Source organism: Boseongicola sp. (assembly GCA_014075275.1).
Lineage (GTDB): Bacteria > Pseudomonadota > Alphaproteobacteria > Rhodobacterales > Rhodobacteraceae.
On the sequence record CP046179.1, the window covers coordinates 699291 to 723346 of the forward strand.

General features: G+C 56.9%; 23 protein-coding genes, 1 tRNA gene and 1 pseudogene. 13 read left to right on the forward strand and 12 right to left on the reverse strand.

What is annotated here, in order from left to right; genetic code table 11:
• Nucleotides 1–33: 33 nt before the first annotated feature.
• The 4 genes from GKR98_03555 to fabI are packed head-to-tail and all read right to left on the reverse strand — an operon-like array spanning nucleotide 34 to nucleotide 3165.
• Nucleotides 34–1209 (reverse strand): aminotransferase, encoded by a 1176-nt coding sequence (locus tag GKR98_03555; GenBank protein QMU57362.1) that lies wholly within the window; start codon nucleotides 1207–1209, stop codon nucleotides 34–36.
• A 4-nt stretch (nucleotides 1210–1213) separates the two neighbouring features.
• Entirely contained in the window at nucleotides 1214–1717 is a 504-nt protein-coding gene (locus tag GKR98_03560; protein ID QMU57363.1) for a xanthine phosphoribosyltransferase, read from the reverse strand.
• 11 nt (nucleotides 1718–1728) lie between these two features.
• Entirely contained in the window at nucleotides 1729–2340 is a 612-nt protein-coding gene (locus GKR98_03565; GenBank protein ID QMU57364.1) for a LysE family translocator, read from the reverse strand.
• A 9-nt stretch (nucleotides 2341–2349) separates the two neighbouring features.
• Nucleotides 2350–3165 (reverse strand): enoyl-ACP reductase FabI, encoded by an 816-nt coding sequence (gene fabI / locus GKR98_03570; GenBank protein ID QMU57365.1) that lies wholly within the window; start codon nucleotides 3163–3165, stop codon nucleotides 2350–2352.
• Nucleotides 3166–3244: 79 nt separating this feature from the next.
• On the opposite strand from fabI, the gene pdxH reads away from it, so the two are divergent.
• From pdxH to GKR98_03615, 9 genes and pseudogenes are all read left to right on the forward strand, one after another.
• Nucleotides 3245–3862 (forward strand): pyridoxamine 5'-phosphate oxidase, encoded by a 618-nt coding sequence (gene pdxH, locus GKR98_03575; protein QMU57366.1) that lies wholly within the window; start codon nucleotides 3245–3247, stop codon nucleotides 3860–3862.
• 102 nt (nucleotides 3863–3964) lie between these two features.
• Entirely contained in the window at nucleotides 3965–4510 is a 546-nt protein-coding gene (locus tag GKR98_03580; protein ID QMU57367.1) for a cold shock domain-containing protein, read from the forward strand.
• A 56-nt stretch (nucleotides 4511–4566) separates the two neighbouring features.
• Entirely contained in the window at nucleotides 4567–4986 is a 420-nt protein-coding gene (locus GKR98_03585) for a DUF192 domain-containing protein (GenBank protein ID QMU57368.1), read from the forward strand.
• Nucleotides 4987–5060: 74 nt separating this feature from the next.
• A tRNA-Pro gene (locus GKR98_03590) sits at nucleotides 5061–5137 on the forward strand.
• Nucleotides 5138–5740: 603 nt separating this feature from the next.
• Nucleotides 5741–9409 carry a vitamin B12-dependent ribonucleotide reductase gene (locus tag GKR98_03595; GenBank protein QMU57369.1) on the forward strand — a complete coding sequence of 1223 codons (3669 nt, stop codon included), beginning with the start codon at nucleotides 5741–5743 and terminating at the stop codon, nucleotides 9407–9409.
• Nucleotides 9410–9749: 340 nt separating this feature from the next.
• Nucleotides 9750–10173, forward strand: a pseudogene (locus tag GKR98_03600) (AAA family ATPase).
• Nucleotides 10174–10484: 311 nt separating this feature from the next.
• Nucleotides 10485–11333 (forward strand): MBL fold metallo-hydrolase, encoded by an 849-nt coding sequence (locus GKR98_03605; protein QMU57370.1) that lies wholly within the window; start codon nucleotides 10485–10487, stop codon nucleotides 11331–11333.
• Between the two features lie 109 nt (nucleotides 11334–11442).
• On the forward strand, nucleotides 11443–12570 hold the full coding sequence (locus GKR98_03610) for an aminotransferase class V-fold PLP-dependent enzyme (protein QMU57371.1): 1128 nt from the start codon (nucleotides 11443–11445) through the stop codon (nucleotides 12568–12570).
• A gap of 15 nt (nucleotides 12571–12585) precedes the next feature.
• Nucleotides 12586–13050, forward strand: coding sequence for an aldehyde-activating protein (locus GKR98_03615; protein ID QMU57372.1), 465 nt, complete (start codon nucleotides 12586–12588; stop codon nucleotides 13048–13050).
• Nucleotides 13051–13164: 114 nt separating this feature from the next.
• On the opposite strand, the gene GKR98_03620 is transcribed toward GKR98_03615, so the two are convergent.
• The 3 genes from GKR98_03620 to GKR98_03630 all read right to left on the reverse strand — a co-directional run bounded on the left by GKR98_03620 (nucleotide 13165) and on the right by GKR98_03630 (nucleotide 16548).
• Nucleotides 13165–14070: a pirin family protein gene (locus GKR98_03620; GenBank protein QMU57373.1), complete on the reverse strand. Its 906-nt coding sequence runs from the start codon at nucleotides 14068–14070 to the stop codon at nucleotides 13165–13167.
• Nucleotides 14071–14168: 98 nt separating this feature from the next.
• Complete coding sequence (ilvN, locus tag GKR98_03625) at nucleotides 14169–14738, reverse strand: acetolactate synthase small subunit (protein QMU57374.1); 570 nt, start codon at nucleotides 14736–14738, stop codon at nucleotides 14169–14171.
• 49 nt (nucleotides 14739–14787) lie between these two features.
• Nucleotides 14788–16548 (reverse strand): acetolactate synthase 3 large subunit, encoded by a 1761-nt coding sequence (locus tag GKR98_03630; GenBank protein QMU57375.1) that lies wholly within the window; start codon nucleotides 16546–16548, stop codon nucleotides 14788–14790.
• A gap of 372 nt (nucleotides 16549–16920) precedes the next feature.
• On the opposite strand from GKR98_03630, the gene GKR98_03635 reads away from it, so the two are divergent.
• Both GKR98_03635 and GKR98_03640 read left to right on the forward strand, forming a co-directional pair.
• Nucleotides 16921–17409, forward strand: a complete 489-nt coding sequence (locus GKR98_03635) for a hypothetical protein (GenBank protein QMU57376.1) — start codon at nucleotides 16921–16923, stop codon at nucleotides 17407–17409.
• The gene (locus GKR98_03640) at nucleotides 17410–17598 is read left to right on the forward strand and encodes a hypothetical protein (protein ID QMU59951.1); all 189 of its coding nucleotides are present in this window, start codon (nucleotides 17410–17412) and stop codon (nucleotides 17596–17598) included.
• A gap of 116 nt (nucleotides 17599–17714) precedes the next feature.
• Here GKR98_03640 and GKR98_03645 read toward each other — a convergent pair whose 3' ends face one another.
• The 4 genes from GKR98_03645 to GKR98_03660 all read right to left on the reverse strand — a co-directional run bounded on the left by GKR98_03645 (nucleotide 17715) and on the right by GKR98_03660 (nucleotide 20179).
• Complete coding sequence (locus tag GKR98_03645; GenBank protein ID QMU57377.1) at nucleotides 17715–18545, reverse strand: arginyltransferase; 831 nt, start codon at nucleotides 18543–18545, stop codon at nucleotides 17715–17717.
• An 86-nt stretch (nucleotides 18546–18631) separates the two neighbouring features.
• Nucleotides 18632–19063 carry an RDD family protein gene (locus GKR98_03650; protein QMU59952.1) on the reverse strand — a complete coding sequence of 144 codons (432 nt, stop codon included), beginning with the start codon at nucleotides 19061–19063 and terminating at the stop codon, nucleotides 18632–18634.
• A gap of 108 nt (nucleotides 19064–19171) precedes the next feature.
• A complete protein-coding gene (locus GKR98_03655; GenBank protein QMU57378.1) occupies nucleotides 19172–19591 on the reverse strand; it encodes a DUF2852 domain-containing protein in 420 nt (139 codons plus the stop codon).
• 117 nt (nucleotides 19592–19708) lie between these two features.
• Nucleotides 19709–20179 (reverse strand): YbaK/EbsC family protein, encoded by a 471-nt coding sequence (locus GKR98_03660; GenBank protein QMU57379.1) that lies wholly within the window; start codon nucleotides 20177–20179, stop codon nucleotides 19709–19711.
• Nucleotides 20180–20259: 80 nt separating this feature from the next.
• On the opposite strand from GKR98_03660, the gene GKR98_03665 reads away from it, so the two are divergent.
• Together GKR98_03665 and GKR98_03670 are read left to right on the forward strand one after the other, a co-directional pair.
• Complete coding sequence (locus GKR98_03665; protein ID QMU57380.1) at nucleotides 20260–23055, forward strand: glutamine-synthetase adenylyltransferase; 2796 nt, start codon at nucleotides 20260–20262, stop codon at nucleotides 23053–23055.
• A 29-nt stretch (nucleotides 23056–23084) separates the two neighbouring features.
• The gene (locus GKR98_03670) at nucleotides 23085–23363 is read left to right on the forward strand and encodes a hypothetical protein (GenBank protein QMU57381.1); all 279 of its coding nucleotides are present in this window, start codon (nucleotides 23085–23087) and stop codon (nucleotides 23361–23363) included.
• 25 nt (nucleotides 23364–23388) lie between these two features.
• Here GKR98_03670 and eda read toward each other — a convergent pair whose 3' ends face one another.
• Nucleotides 23389–24030, reverse strand: a complete 642-nt coding sequence (eda, locus tag GKR98_03675; GenBank protein ID QMU57382.1) for a bifunctional 4-hydroxy-2-oxoglutarate aldolase/2-dehydro-3-deoxy-phosphogluconate aldolase — start codon at nucleotides 24028–24030, stop codon at nucleotides 23389–23391.
• Between the last annotated feature and the right edge of the window lie 26 nt (nucleotides 24031–24056).

Sequence of the window (24056 nt, forward strand, 5' to 3'; positions counted from 1 at the left end):
ACGCGAGCCTATGAGGTTGGGCAAGCCCGGGCGCTACACAGTGAGGTTATTCAACCGCTGCGCCAGCGTTTCAATGCCGCCAGCGTCTATATTGGCAAAAGCAATGCGCAGGCTTTTCAGGCCCATCTCATCGCCCACGGGTGTGAACATTGTTCCCGGCAGGGCCAGCACGCTGGCGTCGTGGACGAGAAGCCGAGCCAGATCGTTGGACGGCAGATCAAAGGGGTGACGCAGATAGGCGAAATAGGCGCCAGCGCCCAAAACCTGCCAACCGGGCAGGGCGCCCAGGTGTTGGTTTACTGCCTTGCGTCGGGTCAGTATCTCGGCCCGTTCTCCGGCAAGCCAGTCGCCCAAATTGCGCATCCCCCATAGGGCGGCACGTTGGCCAAGCTGGTTCGGGCAAATGGCAACTGTATCGAGAAACTTCTCCATCTGCGCCAGACGGTCCGGTGCCGCGACCACTGCGCCAACGCGATGCCCGGTAAGGCGGTAGGCCTTAGAGAATGAATAAAGCTGGATCAGCGTGTCGGACCAGTCTGGGTCCTGAAACAGGTGGTGCGGGGCACCGTCCAATGCGTGGAAGTCGCGATAGGTCTCATCAACGATCAGGGCAATCCCGCGAGCGCGGCAAAGGTCCAGGAAAGCCGCCATGGTCTCGGCCGGATACTCAGCACCGGTTGGATTGTTCGGAGTGATTAGAACGATAGCGCGCGTGCGGTCACTCACAAGCGCCGTTGCCTGCTCAATATCCGGGACCATTCCGTCGCCGCAAGGCAAGGGCACGGCGCGGATACCGTTCATATCTAACCACATTTTATGATTGAAATACCAAGGCGTTGGCAGAAGAACTTCATCTTCGGCTGCTGCCAGCGTGGCCACACTTGCTGCAAAGGCCTGATTGCATCCCGATGTGATGGCGACGTTATTGTCAGATATCGAGCCGCCATAGGCCAGCGACCAATCAGAGGCGACTTGAGCGCGCAATTCAGGCAGTCCCAATACCGGGCCGTAAAGATGAGCTTCGATGTCGTTCAGGGCAATATCGGCAATGGCTTGCCGCAACGGTTCGGGCGGTGGGTCGACCGGGGCCGCTTGGCTGACGTTGAGAAGCGGACGGTTTGAGGGAAATGTCACCCCTTCCATCCAGCGCCGGGCTTCCATAACGGGCGGCGCTTCGGTTGCCGCAATGGCCGCGTTGAGGACGACCATCGCTTTAGTCTTTGCCGCGATAGGGCTCGACATATTGAAGGGCCATGTCCCAGGGGAAGAAAATCCATGTATCCTGGCTGACACCGGTGATGAACGTATCCACCATCGGCTCGCCCGATGGCTTGGCATAGACGGTTGCGAAATGGGCGTTCGGGTATAGGTCGCGCACAACTTCCAGCGTTTTGCCGGTATCGACCAGATCGTCGACGATCAGAATGCCAGTGCCGTCCCCCATCATGTCCTTATCTGGCGATTTCAGGACAATCGCTTCGGACTGTGCCTGATGATCATAGCTTTTGACGCTGATTGTATCGACGGTCCGCACATCCAATTCGCGCGCCACGATCATTGCTGGCGCCATTCCGCCGCGCGTGATCGCCACAATCGCCTTCCAAGCCCCATCATCGGGACCGTGCCCGTCCAGACGCCAAGCCAATGCACGGCTATCGCGATGGATCTGGTCCCAGCTTACGTGAAATCCTTTTTCGTGTGGCAGACGGTCGGTCATGGAAGTCTCCGTTAGGGTAGGGCGATGCGAATGCCCAAAAGGGCCAATATTCCGCCAAACACCCGGTCCAGCCATGATTTGGCGGCTCCGTATGCGCGGCGGGGGGTATCCCGCGAAAAGACAGCCGAGACTGTCGCGTACCAGATGAATTCGACGGTGAACACTGTCACAAGGATCAGCGCGGCGTCGCGCAATGTGGGGTCAATCGGCAGAAGGCCGGTGAACACAGCAGTGAAGTAGGCAAGTGCCTTTGGGTTCGCCAGGTCGGTGTAAATGCCCAACCGTACCAGTCGAGAAAGCGAGGTTTCCGGGCCTGTCTTTGCCTCGGGCATAGGGTCGGGCGCATGACGCCACATGGATATGGCGATCCAGATCAGGAAGGCAGCCCCGATAAACCGTAACGTTGTCTGCAAGAACGGCGCCACTTCGAAGATCAGGCTAAGGCCCGCCAATGCGGCACTTGCCCAGATCACAATCGCAATCGCCAACCCAAGTGAAATTGCCAACCCAGCACGAACGCCTTCAGATGCCGCCGTTTTAATGGTCAACACCGCCGCCGGACCCGGACTGATGGCAATCAAGGCCTGCAATCCCGCCAATGTCAGAAGCGCCGTCAGGGTCATTGCGTGGGTCTATTCTTTCTTGTCGTAAGTCATATCCGGTGCATCCAGAGCCTTCATGCCGACAACGTGGTAACCACTGTCAACGTGGTGCACTTCGCCGGTAACGCCCCGGCTGAGGTCGCTAAGCAAATACATCGCCGCGCCGCCGACGTCCTCGATGGACACGTTTCTGCGCATGGGCGAATTGTATTCGTTCCACTTCAGGATATAGCGAAAATCCCCGATACCACTGGCAGCCAAAGTCTTGATGGTGCCAGCACTGATCGCGTTGCAGCGGATGCCGTCGCGGCCCAGATCCTCGGCGATATAGCGCACCGAGGCTTCCAATGCCGCCTTGCACAGCCCCATGACGTTATAATGCGGCATGACTTTCTCGGCACCGTAATACGTCAGCGTCAGAAGCGAGCCACCGTCTGGCATCATCTTCGCGGCCTTTTGGGCGATCATGGTGAAGGAATATACCGAGATATCCATCGACATCATGAAGTTGTCGCGTGTGGTGTCGACATAGCGACCCCGAAGCTGGTTTTTGTCTGAAAATCCAATGGCGTGGACGACGAAGTCCAACTTGCCCCAACGGGCCTCAAGATCGGCGAAAAGCTGATCGACCGAGGCTTCGTCGCTGACATCACAGGGCAGAACAATGTCTGACCCCAGTTTCTCGGCGAGAGGACCGACGCGTTTTTTCAGCTGGTCGCCTTGATAAGAAAACGCCAGCTCAGCGCCCTGATCCGCCACAGCCTTGGCGATACCCCACGCGATGGATTTGTCGTTGGCCAGCCCCATTATCAGGCCGCGTTTTCCTGCCATTAGTCCCTGGCTCATCGCGCTTATCCCTTGCCCGTTTTCATTGCCTCGGGTCTATGTCATGAATTGCACCGCTTCAAGTGCAGGGAAATGACCAGTGGCAAAACAGGCCAATATATTCGCCGGTGACAACCCAATCGCTATCATAAGACGGTGGCAGGAAGAGGCGTGGAAGACTGAGCCCAATGACGCCAACGCCATGGCTTTGGCGACGGCAGATGCGACCGGGATGCCCAATGTGCGCATGGTCTTGTTGAAAGAGATCGAAGACGACGCCTTTGTGTTTTACACGAACTATGAAAGCGCCAAGGGCGGTGAGTTAGACGCGAATGCCCAAGCGGCGTTCGTAATTCACTGGAAAACTCTGCGGCGCCAGGTTCGCGTGCGGGGTCATGTCAGCCGCGAAGAGGGGCCACAGGCCGACGCCTATTACAACACACGTAAGCTCGAAAGCCGGATTGGGGCTTGGGCATCCCAGCAATCAAGGCCGCTGTCATCGCGGGAATCGTTGATGGCAGAAGTGGCAAAACTGGGAATCAAACATGGGCTGAAACCCGAAAGACCTCCGCATTGGGGAGGATTTCGGATCCGGCCGGTTGAAATTGAACTCTGGGCAGACGGGGCATTTCGGCTGCACGACCGCTTTCGCTTTACCCGAGGGCAGTCCGATGATCCCGATAAGCGTGATTGGCAAGCAACACGGTTAGCCCCTTGAAAGTGCATTTCGCCTAAATGGCGAGTTAAATTCATATTTAACCTTGCATTAATGCCTTGTGATGCCACACACTTGCGGGCAAATGGGCCAAAGGCTCGAGGGATGATGTTGGAAATGTCGGACGCCGAAGAAGAGGGGACACGTGTCTCCGGTACGGTGAAATGGTTTGACCCTACTAAAGGGTTTGGATTCGTGGTCGCCAACGGTGGAGGCCCCGATATCCTTTTGCACGCTAATGTCCTGAGAAACTTCGGACAATCCTCGGTGGCGGATTCTGCCGGGATCGAAGTGATCGTGCAGGAAACGGCACGCGGCATCCAGGCCGTTGAGGTTATACACATTGATCCACCGGCGGGCGAAGAGCCTGAAATGATGGACCCCGAAGGCGAGATGACTGAGCCTTTGGACCTGTCATTGCCGCTGGAACCTGCGCGGGTCAAATGGTTCGACAAGGCCAAGGGATTCGGTTTTGCGAATATATTTGGTCGGGACGAAGACGTGTTTTTACACATCGAAGTTCTGCGTAGGTCGGGCCTTGCGGATCTGCAACCGGGCGAAGCTGTTTCTCTGCGCGTCGTTGACGGCAAGCGGGGTCGGATGGCTGTGCAGGTGACAAGCTGGGAAGCAGCTCTTAAAGACGACGAGTGATAAAGCGTCGTCTATTATTCTCTTTCGTAATTTCGCTACTGGGTGCCGGACCGGTAATGTCTGCGTGCCAGCCCGATCGCGTCGACCTGCGCGGTGACTTTGGGCGGGCGCGGTTTACGGTTGAATTGGCAGACGAGCCGAGTGAACGATCTCAAGGGTTGATGCACCGCGAAAGCATGGCGACCGGGGCTGGCATGTTGTTTGCCTATGAGCACCCTCAAAGCGTGGCCTTCTGGATGCGCAACACACTCATTCCTCTCGACATGATATTTGCCGACAGTGTCGGCGTCGTGATGCGCGTTCACGAAAATGCAATCCCGCTGGATGAAACCGCAATCGAAGGCGGGCAAAACATTCAGTTTGTGTTGGAGATCAACGGTGGGTTGGCAGATCGGATGGGAATAAGCGTCGGAAGTCAGCTCCGTCATCCTGTGATTGGTGCCAATGCGGCCTGGCCTTGTGACGTAAAGAACTGATCCTGAAATTTTCGGCCAATTCAGTGAAATCCACCATTGCACCATTTCAACGAAGGGATTAAGGACACCCCCGTCGGGGCGTAGCGCAGCCTGGTAGCGCATCTGTTTTGGGAACAGAGGGTCGGGAGTTCGAATCTCTCCGCCCCGACCACTTCAAAATCTTCACAACATCACGCGGGGCGCGCCCCTATATCTTGTGTCTGCTCCTTTGGGTTGACCATTTATTGCCTGTATGTGGTGCAGCGTGCTGAAATGCTGACCGCGCTACCGTTCCATCAGATTTCTTTGAATGCGGTGTTTAGCAGATCAAAAGCGCTCGTCAGCGGGGCGATTCCGCGGATTAACACTTCGTTAATGCTTCAAGTGCCGCTGGTAGATTGTTGGCTTTTATGAAGAATATGTGACGGCGACGTTTTGACCTGCTTGGCGTTACTTTCGCTCGACCGATTAGTGTAGAATCATGGCGCATTGCAGCCGCAAAACGTCAACCAAAAAAACTCACGGAATTTTGAAAATTGTCGTTGACGTAAGGCGTGCAAATGCTCCAGTTTGTGCAAGCCGGTCAGAAGGCCACAAGATATAGTAGCCACGGCACAGGGACGGAACCAACTCCGAATGCGCCCCCCAAGGCTGATTGCTGAACATCCAATGTCCAGCAACCGGAGAGATTTTGTCTCGTGACCGCTGACCGGCACGATTGAATGAGGCAGCGTAAGCCATAGGCGCGCACAAAACAAAGACGGAAGCGGGACAAATGAAGATCGATCGCACCTTCACGACAGCTGGAAAAGGCGCCTATTCGGCGCTGGAATTCACCACAACATCCTCGGAAATTCGCAATCCTGACGGCACCATTGTCTTCAAACTGGACAACGTTGATGTGCCCAAGGACTGGAGCCAGGTGGCTTCCGACGTCATCGCACAGAAGTATTTCCGCAAAGCTGGTGTGCCCGCGCGCCTGAAGGCCGTGAAGGAAAAGGGCGTTCCATCGTTCCTGTGGCGCTCGGTTCCCGACGAGAAGGCCCTGAAAGATCTGCCCGAAGACGAACGCTTCACAGGTGAAACCTCGGCGCGTCAGGTTTTTGACCGCCTTGCAGGTGCCTGGGCCTATTGGGGCTGGAAGGGTGGTTACTTCACCACCGAAGAAGATGCTCAAGCCTACTTCGACGAAATGCGCTTTATGCTGGCGACCCAACGCGCCGCGCCGAATTCGCCGCAGTGGTTCAACACTGGCCTGCACTGGGCCTATGGCATCGATGGCCCGGCGCAGGGCCACTACTACGTCGACCACAAGTCCGGCAAGCTGACCAAGTCGACTTCGTCCTACGAACACCCCCAACCGCACGCCTGCTTCATTCAGTCCTGCGCCGATGATCTGGTGAACGAAGGCGGCATCATGGACCTTTGGGTCCGCGAGGCGCGTCTGTTCAAATACGGCTCGGGCACGGGTTCAAACTTCTCGGATCTGCGCGGCGCGGGCGAAAGCCTGTCGGGCGGTGGCAAATCCTCGGGTCTTATGGGTTTTCTCAAGATCGGTGATCGCGCAGCCGGTGCGATCAAATCAGGCGGGACAACCCGTCGGGCAGCCAAGATGGTGATCGTTGACGCGGATCACCCAGACATCGAGAACTTCATCAATTGGAAAGTGATCGAAGAGCAGAAGGTCGCGTCGATCGTTGCCGGCTCGAAGATGCACGAAGAAAGGCTGAACGGCATCTTTGCGGCGATCCGCGATTTTGATGGCAGCGAAGAGGGCGCCTATGACCCGAACGCCAACACCTCGCTTAAATCCGCGGTGCGGGATGCGAAAAAATCAGCAATCCCGGAAACTTACATCAAGCGCGTGTTGGATTATGCCCGCCAAGGCTACGCCAGCATCGAATTCCCGACCTATGACACCGACTGGGATAGCGAAGCCTATTCTTCGGTTTCGGGCCAGAACTCGAACAACTCAATCCGCGTCACCGATGCCTTCCTGCAGGCCGTCAAAGACGATGCCGACTGGGAATTGATCCGCCGCACCGACGGTAAGATCGCCAAGACCATCAAAGCCCGCGATCTATGGGAACAGGTTGGCCACGCCGCATGGGCCTGTGCCGATCCCGGCATCCAGTATCACGACACGGTCAACGCTTGGCACACATGCCCCGAAGACGGCCCGATCCGTGGATCGAACCCGTGTTCCGAATATATGTTCCTTGACGATACGGCCTGTAACCTGGCCTCGATGAACCTGCTGACCTTCTACAAGGACGGCCAGTTCATGGCGGACGAATATGTCCACGCCACCCGTCTTTGGACCATCACCTTGGAAATCAGTGTGATGATGGCGCAGTTCCCATCCAAGGAAATTGCGCAACTATCCTACGACTTCCGCACCCTTGGTCTGGGCTATGCCAACATTGGCGGCCTTCTGATGAACATGGGCTACAGCTATGACTCGGACGAAGGCCGCGCGCTCTGTGGTGCCCTGACTGCAGTCATGACTGGTGTTTCCTACGCGACGTCTGCTGAAATGGCGGGCGAGCTGGGTGCATTCCCAAGCTACAAGCGTAATGCCAAGCACATGTTGCGGGTCATCCGCAATCACCGCCGCGCCGCCTACGCAGAAACCGACGGTTACGAGGCGATGAACGTGAACCCGGTTGCACTGGACCACGCCAATTGCCCCGATCAGCGTCTGATTGCCCTGTCGAAATCGGCCTGGGACGAGGCACTGAAGCTGGGCGAAAAGAACGGTTATCGCAACGCGCAATCCACTGTGATCGCGCCGACCGGGACTATTGGTCTGGTCATGGATTGCGACACAACCGGCATCGAACCAGACTTCGCACTGGTGAAATTCAAGAAGCTGGCCGGTGGCGGTTACTTCAAGATCATCAACCAGTCCGTGCCCGCTGCTCTGGAAACCCTGGGCTACGGTTCGGCCCAGACCGAAGAGATCATTTCCTACGCTGTTGGTCACGGCACCATCGGTAACGCGCCAGTTATCAACCACACCTCGCTGATTGGCCACGGTTTTGGACAGGCGGAGCTGGACAAGATCGAAGCCGCGCTTCCCTCCGCCTTCGACATCCGCTTTGTTTTCAACCAGTGGACACTGGGCGAAGAGTTCTGCACCGGCGCGCTGGGTATCCCGGCCGCCAAGCTGAACGATCCGTCGTTTGACCTGCTTCGCCACCTCGGCTTTACCCGCAAAGACATCGAAGCCGCCAATGCCCACGTTTGCGGAACAATGACATTGGAAGGTGCACCACACCTGAAGGACGAACACCTGCCGGTCTTCGACTGCGCCAACCCATGCGGCAAAATTGGCAAGCGTTTCCTGAGTGTTGACAGCCACATCACCATAATGGCCGCGGCACAATCCTTCATCTCGGGCGCGATCTCGAAGACGATCAACATGCCGAACGACGCGACAATCGAAGACTGTAAAGCAGCCTATGAATTGTCCTGGTCTTTGGGCATCAAAGCCAACGCGCTCTACCGCGATGGCTCGAAGCTCAGCCAGCCATTGGCCGCAGCTTTGGTCGAAGATGACGACGAAGCCGCCGAAATTCTGGAAACCGGCACGACCCACGAAAAGGCCGCCGTGCTGGCCGAGAAGGTGATCGAAAAGGTCATCGTCAAAGAGATCGCCAAAGGCCGCGAGCGGATGCCTGAGCGTCGCCGGGGTTACACCCAAAAAGCGGTCGTCGGCGGGCACAAGGTTTACCTGCGCACCGGTGAGTATCAGGACGGCAACCTCGGTGAGATCTTCATCGACATGCACAAAGAAGGCGCTGGCTTCCGCGCGATGATGAACAACTTCGCCATCGCCGTATCCGTTGGCCTGCAATATGGCGTGCCGCTGGAAGAATTCGTTGACGCTTTCACCTTCACCAAGTTCGAACCAGCAGGCATGGTGCAGGGCAACGAGACGATCAAGAACGCAACCTCGATCCTTGATTATATTTTCCGCGAACTGGCCGTCAGCTATCTGGACCGCACCGATCTGGCCCACGTCCAGCCCGAAGGCGTCAGCTTTGACGACCTTGGCCGGGGCGAAGACGAGGGCAAGCGCAACTTCTCAGAAGTTGAAGGTGCCAAAGGCTCAGACCCGGTCGAGGTTCTACGCAAAGTCGTGTCCTCGGGTTACTTGCGCAACCGCGCACCTCAGGAACTGATGGTGGTGCAAGGCGGCATGGGCGCAACGGCCCTGTCCACAGCAGGCGATCCGGTGGCGACATTGCAAACGCTGGTGCCCGAAGCCAGCGGCGAAACGGCCATTGCAACAGGCACGGTCAAAATGGACGCCCGCGCCAAGGCCAAAATGCAAGGCTACGAGGGCGACCCCTGCGGCGACTGCGGAAACTACACATTGGTGCGCAACGGCACCTGCATGAAGTGCAACACCTGCGGTGGGACAAGCGGGTGTAGCTAAAAGCATAGGGTGGGGCGGGCAGCCGCCTCCCCACTCTCACACGGAGCGCGCGAGCGCGCTCTTAACGCGGGTCAGGCCGCAGGCAAAAAACACCGGGCGGTATAAACAAATGAGCCTGACAAGCGAAACTGGGAGCCCTTGGGCTCCCATTTCTTTTTGTCAGCCTGCGACAGCCTTCGGCCCGTGCCCTCGGGCGTTCTCGCTGGGTATCCGTCCATTGGACGCCCTTCGCTTCGGCTTGAACCATGCGTAACGGTTAGGCCACGGGTCCCCATTTTCTTTGCCGACTACTTCGTCTAAAACCGCGACTTTCACACCGGGTCAGTGAGAAGACATACAAATGAAACGCGTCATGATCATCGGCCAACCTGGATCCGGCAAATCCACACTCGCGCGCCAATTGGGCGCAGTCACCGGTCTGCCGGTCGTCCACATCGACCACATCCACTGGAAATCCGGATGGGTCGAGCGGGATCGCGTGGAAAAGGCCGAACTTTGCCGCGAAGTCCACGCCGGCGAGGAATGGATCTTCGAGGGTGACCAGACGGATCATGAAACACTATGGCCGAACGCGTCCGGATCTGCCCGATGATTGCCCCGAGAAATTCAGCCCCGAGTTCTATCTGTGGATCTGGCGCACACGCAGCAAGGCGCGTGCAAATATCATGCGTCTCATGGACAGCGTTCTTGCAGGTAAACGGGCAGTGTGTTTAAGGTCGCAGGAGGATATTGCGGATTTTCTGGCCGAGGTCGCCACCGATTGAACGAACCCGGCGCCAGTATCCAATTTCAACTTCCCCCAATATCCCAATACGCTTGACCCAACACATTCGCACAGAAGGTGTCCGCCCCATGTCCCACAGGGGCTCTGCCAAACGGCATCCGGCGAGCCTGAAAGTGCATTCTTTGCAAGACATTGCGAACCGATACCCCTCAATGTGACTCGCAAAGCAGGACAGTCTACAGACCTGCCTCGGTTATGAGTGTAATCACTTCGAAATCAGCCCAAAATACAAGGTGTTGCGGGTCTGGCATGAACATCTTAGCGTTTTTATCAAATTGACCGAGGAATAAGATGCTCACTCGCATAGGTAACGTCGAAATCTGGCGAATTCTGGAAAGCGTTGATCCATTCATAGATCCCTTGGAATTCTTTCCGACCATGGGTCAAGACGGACTTTCAGAGATGCAAGAAAAAGCACCGGGCCAGCTTTGCGCCGAAACTGGCCGCATACTGCTTCCCATTCAAGGCTTCCTGATCAAAACCCGGCGACACAATATTTTGGTCGATGCCTGTGTTGGCAATGATAAATCTTATGAGTTTTTTGGGGCTTGGCACAAACGATCGGGTGGTCGGTTCATGGCCGGCCTGACTGCTGCCGGGGTTTCACCATCTGACATAGACTTCGTTTTGTGCACGCACCTACATGTCGATCATGTCGGCTGGAATACCCGGTTGGAAAACGGGCGCTGGGTTCCGACATTTCCCAATGCGCGCTATATCCTGTCGGCTGATGATGTAGCCCATTTCGGTGCTGATCCGAGCATTGTCTACACCGAAAGCGTGTTGCCAGTTATTGCAGCGGGACAGGCGGATATCGTCGCGTCTGACCACATGATTGGCGACTGTGTGTCCCTTATTCCGACACCAGGTCACACGCCGGGTCACGTTTCAGTAATAGTTGCAGATGGAGGCCAGGAAGCTGTCATTACAGGCGACGCAATGCACAGTCCGATACAATGCTATCACCCGGAATGGAGTTTCCTACATGACCACGACAGGTCAATAGCCGCAAGGACGCGCCGGTCGTTTCTTGAGTCTGCGTGTGAGGCAAAACAGCTCGTGCTGGGAAGCCATTTTCCACTTCCTTCACTGGGCAACGTTCAAGAACACAAGGCCGCTTTTGCGTGGTATGGGCACTGAGAAGGATGGCGAACGCCGCAGCTATTGTCTTGCACCGATAACTGCCTTTCCTCACTACTGTTCTCGCGATATCCCCTTAGACAGCACATCCCAATCGGAGAAGCCCCTCATGACTAACGGATCCGCCGTTGACCCCCACGGCCTGATGGAATTTTCGGTCGTTTTCACCGACCGGTCCCTGAACCACATGTCAGCAACTTTTCAGGGCGTGATGAATGACATCTCGTCGATGTTGAAAGAGGTCTACAACGCCAAGGCCACGGCCATTGTTCCCGGCGGCGGGACCTACGCGATGGAGGCCGTCGCGCGCCAGTTTGCCACCGATCAAAAGGCGCTTGTCATCCGCAACGGCTGGTTCTCCTACCGCTGGACCCAGATTTTCGACGCGGGCAACATCCCGGCCAGTGCCACGGTTTTGAAAGCGCGGCGCACCGGCAATCACCATCAGGCGCCCTTCGCCCCGGCGCCCATCGAAGACGTGTTGCGCACAATTGCAGAAGAACAGCCCGATGTGGTCTTCGCGCCCCATGTCGAAACCTCGTCCGGCATGCTGTTACCCGACGATTACATCAAAGCGGTCACCGATGCAGTGCACAGATATGGTGGTCTGTTCGTGCTGGATTGCATCGCCTCGGGCACGATCTGGGTGGATATGGAGGCCACAGGCGTCGATGTCCTGATCTCGGCCCCGCAAAAAGGCTGGAGCGCGTCACCCGCCGCAGGTCTGGTTATGATGAACGACCGCGCCGTTGCGCGCCTTGGCGAAACCCAAAGCACCAGCTTTTCCTGCGACCTGGGCAAATGGCACCAGATCATGCAGGCCTACGAGGGTGGCGGCCACGCCTATCACGCCACCATGCCGACCGACGCACTGGTGAAGTTTCGCGATGCCATGGCCGAAACCAAAGCACTTGGGTTTGACACCGTAAAGGCGCAACAGCTTGAACTTGGGTCGAAAATCCGCGCGCTCTTGGCCGACCATGGCATCAACAGCGTTGCCGCACCGGGATACGAAGCCCCCGGCGTGGTCGTGTCCTACACCGATGATCCCGACATCCAGAATGGCTCGAAATTCTCGGCGCAAGGCATGCAGATCGCCGCCGGGGTGCTATTGCAATGCGATGAACCGGCTGACTTCCGCACCTTTCGTTTGGGTCTGTTCGGCCTCGACAAATTGGGTGATGTCGACGGAGCCGTTTCAAAGGTGCGCGCCGCCATGAACGCGGTTGCGGAATAACCAGGGGAGAGAGACATGCATAAAGGACGCTGCGCCTGTGGTTCCGTCACCTACGAGATGACTTCGGGCCCCATGTTTGTACACAACTGCCACTGCACGGATTGTCAGCGACAATCCGGATCGGCCTATGTCGTAAACGCGATGATCGAACGCGACCGTCTGAATATTAGCGGCGCGCTTACAGATCACCTCGTTGAAACACCCAGCGGAAGTGGCCAAAAAATCTGCCGCTGCGCAGACTGTGGGGTTGCAATCTATAGCGCTTATCTCGTGCGGGGTGAAAAGCTGTCGTTCCTGCGGGTGGGAACATTGGACGACCCGAATGTCTGTCCGCCCGACGTGCAAATCTGGACCAGAAGCAAACAGGCATGGGTGACGCTGTCCAACGACATTCCGGCATTCGAGGAATACTACGATATGAAAGCACAGTGGCCGGTCGAAGCATGGGAGCGCCGCAAAGCATGCCTCTACGGCGACTGACATATGTCAGCGTTCATTATCGGCCCAAAAGTATCCTCGCCGAAGGCATGGCGGGGGGACCCCGCCACCCGGATTTCGTGTGGAAATCCGTCGTCGATTGATCTGAGTTTCAATTCAAACCTTAATAAACGTCCCGTTCCTCAGATCCTGCATTGCCTGCAACAATTCTTCCCGCGTGTTCATCACAATCGGCCCATGCCACGCGACCGGTTCCTGCAAAGGCCGCCCCGAGATCAACAAAAACCGTATGCCTTCATCCCCCGACGTTACCGAAATCTCGTCCCCGGTATCGAACCGCACCAGAGTCCGGTTGCCGCTCATGTCGCGAATATTCAGCTCTTCGCCGCGAAATTCCTTCTCAACACGCACCCCAACCGGGGCGGACGCATCGCGGAAATTTCCTGATCCGGCAAAGACATAGGCGAAGGCGTTCGAATAGGCGTCCACCGGCAAAACCTTGCGCGTGTTCGGCGGGACTGACACGTCAACGAACATCGGTTCCGCCGCCACGCCGTCGACCGGCCCGGATTTTCCCCAGAACGATCCTGTAATGATCCGCACCCTTGTGCCGTCATCGTCAATAACTTCAGGGATCTCTCCACCGGCAATGTCCTGATACCGCGGGTCCGTCAGCTTCAGCGCCTGCGGCAGGTTCGCCCAAAGTTGAAACCCGTGCATCTGACCCGCCGCGTTCCCGCGTGGCATCTCCTGATGCATAATCCCGGATCCGGCCGTCATCCACTGCACCGATCCGCGACCTAACACACCATTATTGCCCAAGGAATCCCCATGGGCGACTTCGCCCTCTAACACATAAGTAATGGTCTCGATCCCCCGGTGGGGATGCCAGGGAAACCCCTTTTCGAAATACGCCGGATCGTCGTTACGGAAATCATCCAGCAACAAAAACGGATCGCTTTCGCCGGGGTCGCCAAAGCCGAACACCCGGTGCAAATGCACGCCCGCACCTTCCAATGTGGGATTAGCGATTGAGGTTGATCTCACGGGTCGAAATGTCATTTGGACGCTCCTTGACGGCTTCCCCAATCAAATAGAGCATCCGGCGCGATCATAAAGACCGCGCCCACGCACAGAATATGTGTGGCAACCCAAACCGGTCAGGACGCCATTTCACCGCGCGCCAATGCCGCCACGCCCGTGCGCGCCACTTCTTCCAGCCCCAAAGGCCGCATCAGATCGGCAAAAGCGTCAATCTTTTCAGGGGTTCCGGTGATTTCGAACACAAAACTTTTCAACGTCGAATCCACCACATTGGCGCGGAATATATCGGCCAAACGCAGCGCTTCAACCCGCTTGTCGCCGGTGCCCGTAACCTTGAACAGCCCCAGTTCCCGCTCAACGCTCGGGCCTTCCACGGACAGATCATGCACTTCATGCACCGGCACAATGCGCCCCAGCTGAGCCTTGATCTGCTCAATCACCGACGGCGTGCCCGTGGTCACAATCGTGATCCGGCTGCGGTGCCCGGTGTGGTCAATCTCGGCCACGGTCAGGCTTTCGATGTTATATCCACGCCCCGAAAATAGTCCGATCACTCGCGCCAGAACTCCGGCTTCGTTGTCGACAACCACCGCCAGTGTATGGCGTTCGATCTGTTCCGCATGGGGGTCGCGTAGGTCATAGGCCGAATGGCTGGAAGAGCCTTTTTTAATCTTTAGAGGTGCCATGTCTTTTTCTTTCTATCGAAAAATACTCAAGGGGTGAGGGGCAGCGCCCCTATACCATCACCGCGCCTTTTGACCCAATTGCGTCCTTGGTCGACGCTTCGCCCAACAGCATCGTGTTATGCGCCTCGCCCGATGGGATCATCGGGAAGCAGTTTTCGTGCTTTTCGACCAGACAATCGAAGATCACCGGGCCGTCGTGGTCCAACATCTCCATGATCGCATCGTCCAGATCTGCCGGATCGCTGCACAAAATACCCTTTGCGCCAAAGGCTTCCGCCAGTTTCACGAAATCGGGCAGGGCCTCGGACCAGCTTTGAGAGTACCGCTCGCCATGTAACAACTCCTGCCACTGGCGCACCATGCCAAGCCGTTCGTTGTTCAGGATGAACTGTTTCACTGGCAGATTATACTGAACCGCCGTGCCCATTTCCTGCATGTTCATCAGCCACGACGCCTCACCAGCGACGTTAATCACCAACCCGTCAGGATGCGCCATTTGCACACCCACGGACGAGGGGAAGCCATAGCCCATGGTCCCAAGTCCGCCCGAAGTCATCCAGCGGTTGGGATCATTAAAGTGCAGATATTGCGCCGCCCACATTTGATGCTGTCCAACTTCGGTGCAGATGAACCGGTTCGGATGGTCTTTGGTCAATGCCTCCAGCCGTGCCAGCGCATGCTGCGGGCGGATCACTTTGCCGGTCTGTTTGAACGCCAGACAATCAACTTCGCGCCATTCTTCAATCTGGCTCCACCACTTCTTCACCGACCCGCCATCGGTCTTGCGACCGCGCGATTTCCAGATGCGCAGCATGTCTTCTAGAACATGTGCAACATCACCGATGATCGGCATGTCGACATGAATGACCTTATTGATCGACGAAGGATCAATATCGATATGCGCCTTCTTCGAGTTTGGGCTGAAGTCCTGCACCCGCCCGGTAATACGGTCGTCAAACCGCGCGCCGACGTTGATCATCAGATCACAGTCGTGCATCGCCAGATTGGCCTCATAAAGCCCGTGCATCCCCAGCATGCCCAGCCAATTCTTGCCCGTCGCCGGATAGGCGCCCAGACCCATCAGGGTCGAGGTGATCGGAAAACCGGTTGCATCCACAAGCTCGCGCAACAGCTGACTGGCGGCCGTGCCCGAGTTGATCACGCCGCCACCAGTATAGAAGATTGGCTTCTTGGCGGTCTCCATTGCGACCACCAGTTCCGTGATCGTATTGATGTCGCCCTTTACCGGCGGATTGTAATAGCCGGTGTTGGCCGCTTTTGGCGCGACATAGGTGCCGTTGGCAAACTGCACATCCTTCGGAATGTCGACCAGAACAGGGCCGGGGCGACCCTTGGTGGCGACATGAAACGCCTGATGGATGGTGTCCGCCAGCTTGTCGGTCTCTTTCACCAGCCAGTTGTGCTTGGTGCAGGGCCGCGTGATGCCAACGGTATCGGCTTCCTGAAATGCGTCGTTGCCAATCATGAAGGTCGGAACTTGGCCGGTCAGAACGACAATCGGGATCGAATCCATCAGCGCATCGGTCAGTCCCGTAACCGCATTCGTGGCACCGGGGCCCGATGTCACCAGACAGACGCCGGGCTTGCCGGTTGAGCGTGCATAACCCTCAGCCGCATGAACCGCGCCTTGTTCGTGGCGCACCAGCACATGGCGAATGTGGTTTTGCTGAAAGATCTCGTCATAGATCGGTAGGACAGCACCGCCGGGATAGCCAAATACTACGTCCACACCCTGATCTTTCAGGGCTTCTACAACCATTTTGGCGCCGGTCATTTTCGTCTTGCTCATCGCGCTGTCTCCATCGTCTTGCGCATAAAAAAACCCCCGATCATTCGAGGGCGCATGGGATACCTATATGGTGTCCGTTACCGGCCCATGCGCCATTTTCTCACGACTAGTAGAATCCGGGTCATCCGGGGGCTCCTGTCTTTTAGTGGCGGTGACACTAACAGCGGTCACAGGGGCGTCAACAGGCAATTGCAGGAATTTCATGTCGCCGTTGCGTAAAAACCTTTGCATATCTTGCTGAAAATGCCCGTAGAAGGGAATTATCACGAATTCTAGGGCCGATTATCTGTGATCAGACCAGAGGCATTTTGCCCGTGCGCCGGGAACTTTGCTGTCTTAGAGTGGGGCTTCCAGCGACAATCGACCGAAGACATGCCTCTGAAGACGACACAACGAATTCTGCAACGCAGTGTTGCCGACAAACTGGGCCTGATCGCTGCTGGCGTGGCGTTCTATGCATTTCTGGCGGCTTTTCCGGCGATCGCCGCTCTGGTGGCGCTGGCGGGCTTGTTCACCGACCCCGATGCAGTGGTGCGCCAGCTCGAGAATGTGACCGAACTGATCCCCCAGCAGGCTGCACAGCTGCTGGTTGGTGAGGCAGCGAAAGTCGCCAGCGCGCCGGACCAAAGCTTGACGCTGACAGTTCTTTTCGGCTTGATCGTGGCGGTCTATTTGTCAACCCGTGCCGCTGCCAGTCTGATCCACGGGCTGAACGTGGCCCTGGGATTAAAGGAAAATCGTGGTTTCCTGCGCTATTGGCTGGTGGTGATTGGTCTAACGGTCGCGCTTTTGTTTGGCACCGTCGTTATGTTGGTGCTGATGGTGGGTCTGCCTACGGTCCTGGCATTCGTGCCGCTGTAACTGGAAACCGCGCGGGTTGTGCAAGTTCTGCGATGGGTGGTCGTAACGACGGTCTTTCTTGGCGGATTGGCGGTAATTTATCGCTTTGGTCCGGCACACCGTTTGCGGCACTGGATCTGGGCAAGTCCGGGCATAATCGTTGCTGCGCTCAGTTGGTACATCGTTTCGGCGGGGTGGTTGTACTGCTGACGTGGTTCTGGCTTTCGGCCTTTGTCATCCTGTTCGGCGCTTTAGTGGATGGCGAATTGGCGCCGTCGCAGTAAATGCGCGCGGGATTTGCCGGTTAGGAAAATCTCGTAGTGATATTAACCGGTCGTCGGGCGAGTATCGGGAAGATTGATCCGCGAAACTTGTTCGGCAATTGGATCGGTCGACAGAGGATGGGTTTCAGAAGAGTATTTTTTAGGGTCACCGATGCTTTGCCACTGGCCCTGAAAGTAAACTTCCAGCGATGAAAACCGCGCCTTGTATCCCATCTTTTCGGATCCCGGCACCCAATAGCCAAGGTAGACATAGGGCAGATTGGCCTTCCGGGCGATCTCGATATGGTCAAGGATAACATGTGTGCCCAAACTCGAGGTAACCGCGTCCGGGCCATAGAAGCTGTAAACCATCGACAGTCCGTCATCGAGAACATCGGTTAGACAAACCGCCTTCAGCTCTTTCGCGCCATCCTCGTCAGTGCCGGTATATTCAATGACACGGCTGCGGATTGGCGTCTCTTCGATCATCGCGGCAAATTCGAAAATATCCATGTCAGCCATGCCGCCATCGGCGTGCCGACTGTCCAGATAAGCGCGGAACAGGGCGTATTGATCTTCGGTTGCCCAGGGGCTGGTCGCCTCGCGCACCAGGTCGGCGTTGCGGCGTTTGGCTTTTCTTTGGCTGCGTGAAGGTTCGAAATCTGCCACGCGAATTCGCGCAGACAGACATGCAGAACATTCAGCACAGGAAGGTCGATAAAGGACGTTCTGAGAGCGCCGAAACCCTTGCTTTGACAGCGTATCGTTCAGCTTTTCGGCGTAATCACCCTGAAGTGCGGTGAACAACTTCCGCTCCATCCGACCTTCCAGATATGGGCAAGGCTGGGGCGCAGTCACATAAAACTGCGGGGCTATCGGAAGTGTGTGGCGCATGGGTGGATAGGCAACCTAACCGTGATCAACTGACCAACACGTTAACAATTGCCTGTCCACCCGCCAATACCCAATTCTGGCGAGGTTTATCTTGCGCGTTTATTCAGCATTACCGTGTTCAGAACCATATCTGTAAGGCCCTGACGGCGTTCGCTCATCAGCATCATGACAATGGAAACAAGCTGTAGCGGGAAGATGGCCAGCGAAACGAAGTAACCTGCGACCTGCATGAATGCGGTGCTGCCATCGAATTTCGAGCCATCGTCGCGACGAAACTCCAACGAGAACAGGCGCATGCCCAGCGTTGCCGAGTGACGGCTAAGTCCGATCCAGCGATAGAGGAAGCTGACGACTGCATAAAAGAACGGCAGGAAGAACAGGGCGGTAAATAGCGTGAAGACAGTCAATATAGCTGTCAGCGCTGAAATTATCACGACGTCAACCAACCACGCCATAAAGCGTTTGGAAACAACGTCTTCGTAAAAGTCCGGGTGCGTTTCGGGATGCGGCAATGTCATGGTGATTGGGCCTGAATATATGTGTGTCACGAAGTTTAGCGCCTTGATCGCTCGAGGTTAAGTAAAGGAATGGCGGCCCAAGGGAAGGGCTGCCACGTAAGAGGGATATCAGGCGTCGACCGGTTCTTTGTCGGCTTCTGCCTGGCGGCGGTCACGGTCGGCCATGAACTGGTCGAACTCGGCCTTGTCTTTTGCGTCACGCAAACGCTGCAAGAACTGTTCGAATGCGTCCTGTTCGTCTTCGAGGCGGCGCAGCATGTCCGACTTATAAGAGTCGAAAGCGTTGTTGCCCGAAGATTTGAAGGCGACGTGGGCGTGGCGGGTGCGTTTTGCGCAGGAACCTTTGAACATGCGTTTGCTCCAGATCATGTAAGCGAGAAGGGCCAGGCCAATCGGCCAGAAGATGATAAAGCCGAGAACCGTGGCAACGATCCACGCGCCTTTGCCGCGTTCATCAAGCCAGGATTCGCTGCGGCTTAGCCAGTTGCCACGCTCTGCAGGGGTGGCGTGAAGAGAGGCGGTTGTCATTTTGTAAGCTCCATTCCGTGGTTTCGTGTTAATGTGAATGTCTTTCACATCACCGATATCGGAGTAGATCACGGATAGTTCAAGAGAAAATGTGAAACTATTTTACATTAACCGAGTTTATGAAATAAAATCAGCGTCTTGCGCATCAGAAATATTTTGTAATTCACCTGGTTTTGCACCGAAATTATGCCGTGGCGTGCCCGCTGCAGCATAGATTCTGTCAAATTCAGTGAGTCGCGCGTCCCAAAATGCCCTCGGTTTGGTCAGATGCCCAACTGGCGATACACCACCAATAGCGAAACCAGTGATCTTGCGAATGATCGCCGCATCCGCGCGCCCCAAAGGTTCGCCCGCAATGGTCGATGCCTTCGCGCTGTTTACCTGATGACTACCCGCAGTGATGAACAGATACAGCGCATCCGTTACCTCGCCCCGAAAGATGATCGACTTCGCAATCTGGTCGACCTCGCAACCGATCGCGCGCGCCGCGTCGATTGCCGTGCGCGTTTCGCCCGCCATCTCCAGCACGTCGACTTCAACCCCGGCGTCGGCCAAAGCCGCTTTTACTCGTTTCAGACTCTTGCTCATGGGCTTGTCTGGCGCGAAAATTGCGCGCCATCAAGCCGCACTCTATTGACCACCACGCCAAACGCCGATTTCTTGCCCCAATGACATTTGCCTCTCGTCTTTCTCGTTGCGCCATCCCGTTTGATGCGGATCGCGGGGCCGAGGCGTTGGCACATGTCGGCACAACCGGCCCGTTGGCTGATCTGATCAAGGGGGCCGGAGGGTCTTCGCCCTATCTGGCTGAACTGATGGCGAAAGAGGCGGACTGGATCTCAGAGGCGCTGAAAGGTGATCCGGAAGCGGCACGCGACGATATCATGTCTGCCGTCCAGACCATGGAAGACGCGGCCTTGGCTCCGGGTCTTCGTCAGTCCAAGAGGCGGTTGGCGCTTTTGGCAGCCCTGGCCGATCTGGGCGGTGTTTGGTCGCTTGAAGATGTCACGGGGGCATTATCAGACTTTGCTGCCGCTGCGACCCATCGCGCATTAAAGGCGGGTATTGCAAACGAGCTTCGTCGCAACAAACTTCCGGGGCAGGGCGATGCGGATCTGGAAACCTGTGGCGGACTGTCGGTTCTGGCCATGGGCAAGATGGGCGCGGGCGAGCTGAATTATTCTTCCGACATCGACCTGATCTGTCTTTACGACGAAACCCGGTTTGACCCTGACGATTACGGCGATGCGCGCGCCAGCTTTGTGCGCGCCGTGCGACGGATGACTCAGCTTTTGAGCGAACGCACAGCAGATGGCTATGTCTTTCGCACCGATCTGCGACTGCGCCCGGATGCTTCGGTCACGCCCGTGGCAATTTCCATGGAGGCCGCCGAACGGTATTACGAGGCTTTCGGACGCACCTGGGAACGCGCGGCCTATATCAAAGCGCGCGCAGCGGCAGGGGACATTGCGGCGGGCGAGAAGTTTCTCAAAACCCTGACGCCGTTTGTTTGGCGGCGTCATCTGGACTATGCCGCCATACAGGACGCGCACGACATGCGCTTGCGTATCCGCGATCACAAAGGGCTGCATAAAGCACCAAGCCATCTGGGCCATGATCTGAAGTTGGGGCAGGGCGGCATTCGCGAAATTGAGTTCTTTACTCAAACCCGGCAGATCATTTCAGGCGGACGCGACCCAGAACTGCGCGTCTCTGGCACGGTGGAAGGGCTTGAAATCCTCGCCGCAAAAGGCTGGGTGAACGTGGAGGATGCCCAAACTCTGACCGGCGACTACCGCGCGCTACGCGAGGCAGAACATCGCGTGCAGATGGTCGCAGACCAGCAAACCCACAAACTGCCAACCACCGAAGACGAGTTCACACGTCTGGCCAATCTCGCCGGAACCGATCCGGCCACCTACAAGGCCGATTTGTTAGAGCGTTTCGACCGTGTTCATCAACTGACCGAAGGCTTCTTCGCTCCCGACGCAGTTCCGGCATCACCAGTCACCGATCTTCCGGGACTTTCGCCCGAGATCACCGATCGCTGGATGGGCTACCCTGCTTTGCGCACCACTCGCGCCGTCAATATGTTCAACCGGATGCGCCCGGTTCTGATGGACCGATTGGCGAAAGCGGCCCGCCCGGAAGAGGCACTGGTTCATTTCGACGGTTTCCTCGCCGGATTGCCCGCCGGAGTTCAACTGTTCGCGCTGTTTGAGGCTAATCCCCAGCTTTTAGATCTGGTTGTTGATATCGTCGATTCCGCCCCGGCGCTTGGGCAGCATCTTGCCCGAAATTCCGGTGTATTCGATGCGGTCATCGGCGGCGAGTTTTTTTCTGAATGGCCGGGCGCAGATGGGCTGACAGGCAAGATCGGGCGGCGATTGAACGATGCCCCCGACTACGAAGCCCGCCTGAACCTGGCCCGCACATGGTCGCGCGAATGGCACTTCCGTATCGGCGTCCACCATCTGCGCGGGTTGATCGACGCCGAAACTGCCGGCCAGCAATATGCCGATTTGGCCGAAGCTGCGGTTGCAGCGCTTTGGCCCCATGTCGTGGATGAATTCGCGTCTAAACATGGCCAGCCACCCGGACAGGGGGCTTGTGTGCTGGGCATGGGGTCGCTTGGGGCACGACGGCTGAATGCAGCATCCGATCTGGATCTGATCGTGATTTATGACGGCGCTGGGGTCGATGCTTCTGATGGACGCCGGCCACTGGCCACGCGCGCCTATTACGCGCGGCTGACCCAGGCATTGGTCACGGCGATTTCCGCACCAACTGGCGAAGGCCGACTTTATGAAGTCGACATGCGCCTGCGTCCGTCGGGCCGTCAGGGACCGGTCGCCACCGGACTCGAGTCGTTTCGCACCTATCAAACGAGCGAGGCCTGGACATGGGAGCATCTTGCATTGACCCGCGCCCGTGCCATTGCCGGAGAAATGGAGTTGGGCCGCGAAATCGAAAGCTTTCGCCAAGAGCTGCTGGCAAAGCCCAGAGATCGCGCAAGCGTATTGAAAGACGTATCAGACATGCGCGCCCGATTGGCCGAGGCGAAACCCGCTACCAATAGATTGGATGCAAAGGCCGGTGCGGGTCGTCTTCAGGACATCGAATTGTTCGGGCAAACCGGTTGTTTGTTGGCAGGTGCATCGGAACAGACATTAACGGCGCAACTTGATGTGGCATATGGGGCATTCAATCTGCCCCTTGCGCAAAGACAGGCTATGTCAGATGCCGCCAGACTATATTGGCGGGTTCAATCTTCGGCACGGTTAATATCGGGAACCGGACCCGGTGAAGCCGATGTCGGGGCGGGTGCCTCTGCTTTCATGTTGCGCGAGACGGGTTCCAGTTCTTTAGACGCACTTTTGCTCAGCGTCGTTCAAGCTGCGGAAACTGTCGCTGAAATCATTGACAATTTGGTCGACCAACCCACTTCTGGCGACGAGAAATGAAGAACGTCTGCTGAAAAAGGAAGTGGTGGATGCCAAGACGCGACGATGAAGCCGACCCACGCGGTCTGATCCACGAAAGTTATCAGATCGATGGTATTGACGAAGGCCAGTGCCGTTCGATCTTTTTGGACTGGGCCATCGGGGTGCCGGTGGATCAGGACAGCCGCGCTTATGTCGAAAAGCTGCTGACCAAGTTCGGCCCAGATTTTCCAGATCATCCAATGACGATTGTTTTGAAGGCCGCGTTGGACGCCCCGGCAAAATCTGGACGTCGTGGCGGTGCATCAGCTCGCAGGTCGCAGGACTGAGCTCCGCTAACCTGGTTCAGGCTGGCTATTGCCCCAGCTTGGCGGCCTCACGCGCAAGTCGCTCCACTTTGCCCCATTCGCGACGGGCAACCGCCTCTTTCGGAGCAACCCACGAACCGCCGACGCAGATCGTGTTGGACAGCGCCAGATAATCTGGTGCGTTTGCAAGGTTGACCCCGCCTGTAGGGCAGAATGAGACCTGAGGAATGGGCGCGCCTATGGCTTTCAACGCCGGAATGCCGCCCGAGGCTTCGGCAGGAAAGAACTTCTGAACTGAAAACCCACGCTCCAAAAGCCGCAGCGCTTCGGTCGCCGTGGCGGCCCCTGGCAAAAGTGGCAGTTCAGCGTCCAGGGCCGCATCAATTAATCTGTCCGTGGTGCCCGGCGTCACACCGAACAACGCGCCAGCCTCTTTGGCGGCCACAACATCCGCTGGTGTCAGCAATGTTCCAGCCCCGACCACACCACCTTCAACGCCCGACATCTCACGAATGGCATCCAAAGCCGCTGGTGTGCGCAGGGTCACTTCCAGCGCTGGCAATCCACCCGCAACCAATGCCTCGGCCAAGTCCGCGGCCCAACTTGCGTCATCCAGGACAAGCACTGGCACGACAGGGGCCAGCCTGCAAATCTCACCGGCTTGTTGGCTTAGGTCTTCGACTGTCATTGTTTTGGCCTTATTTGGTGATGTGG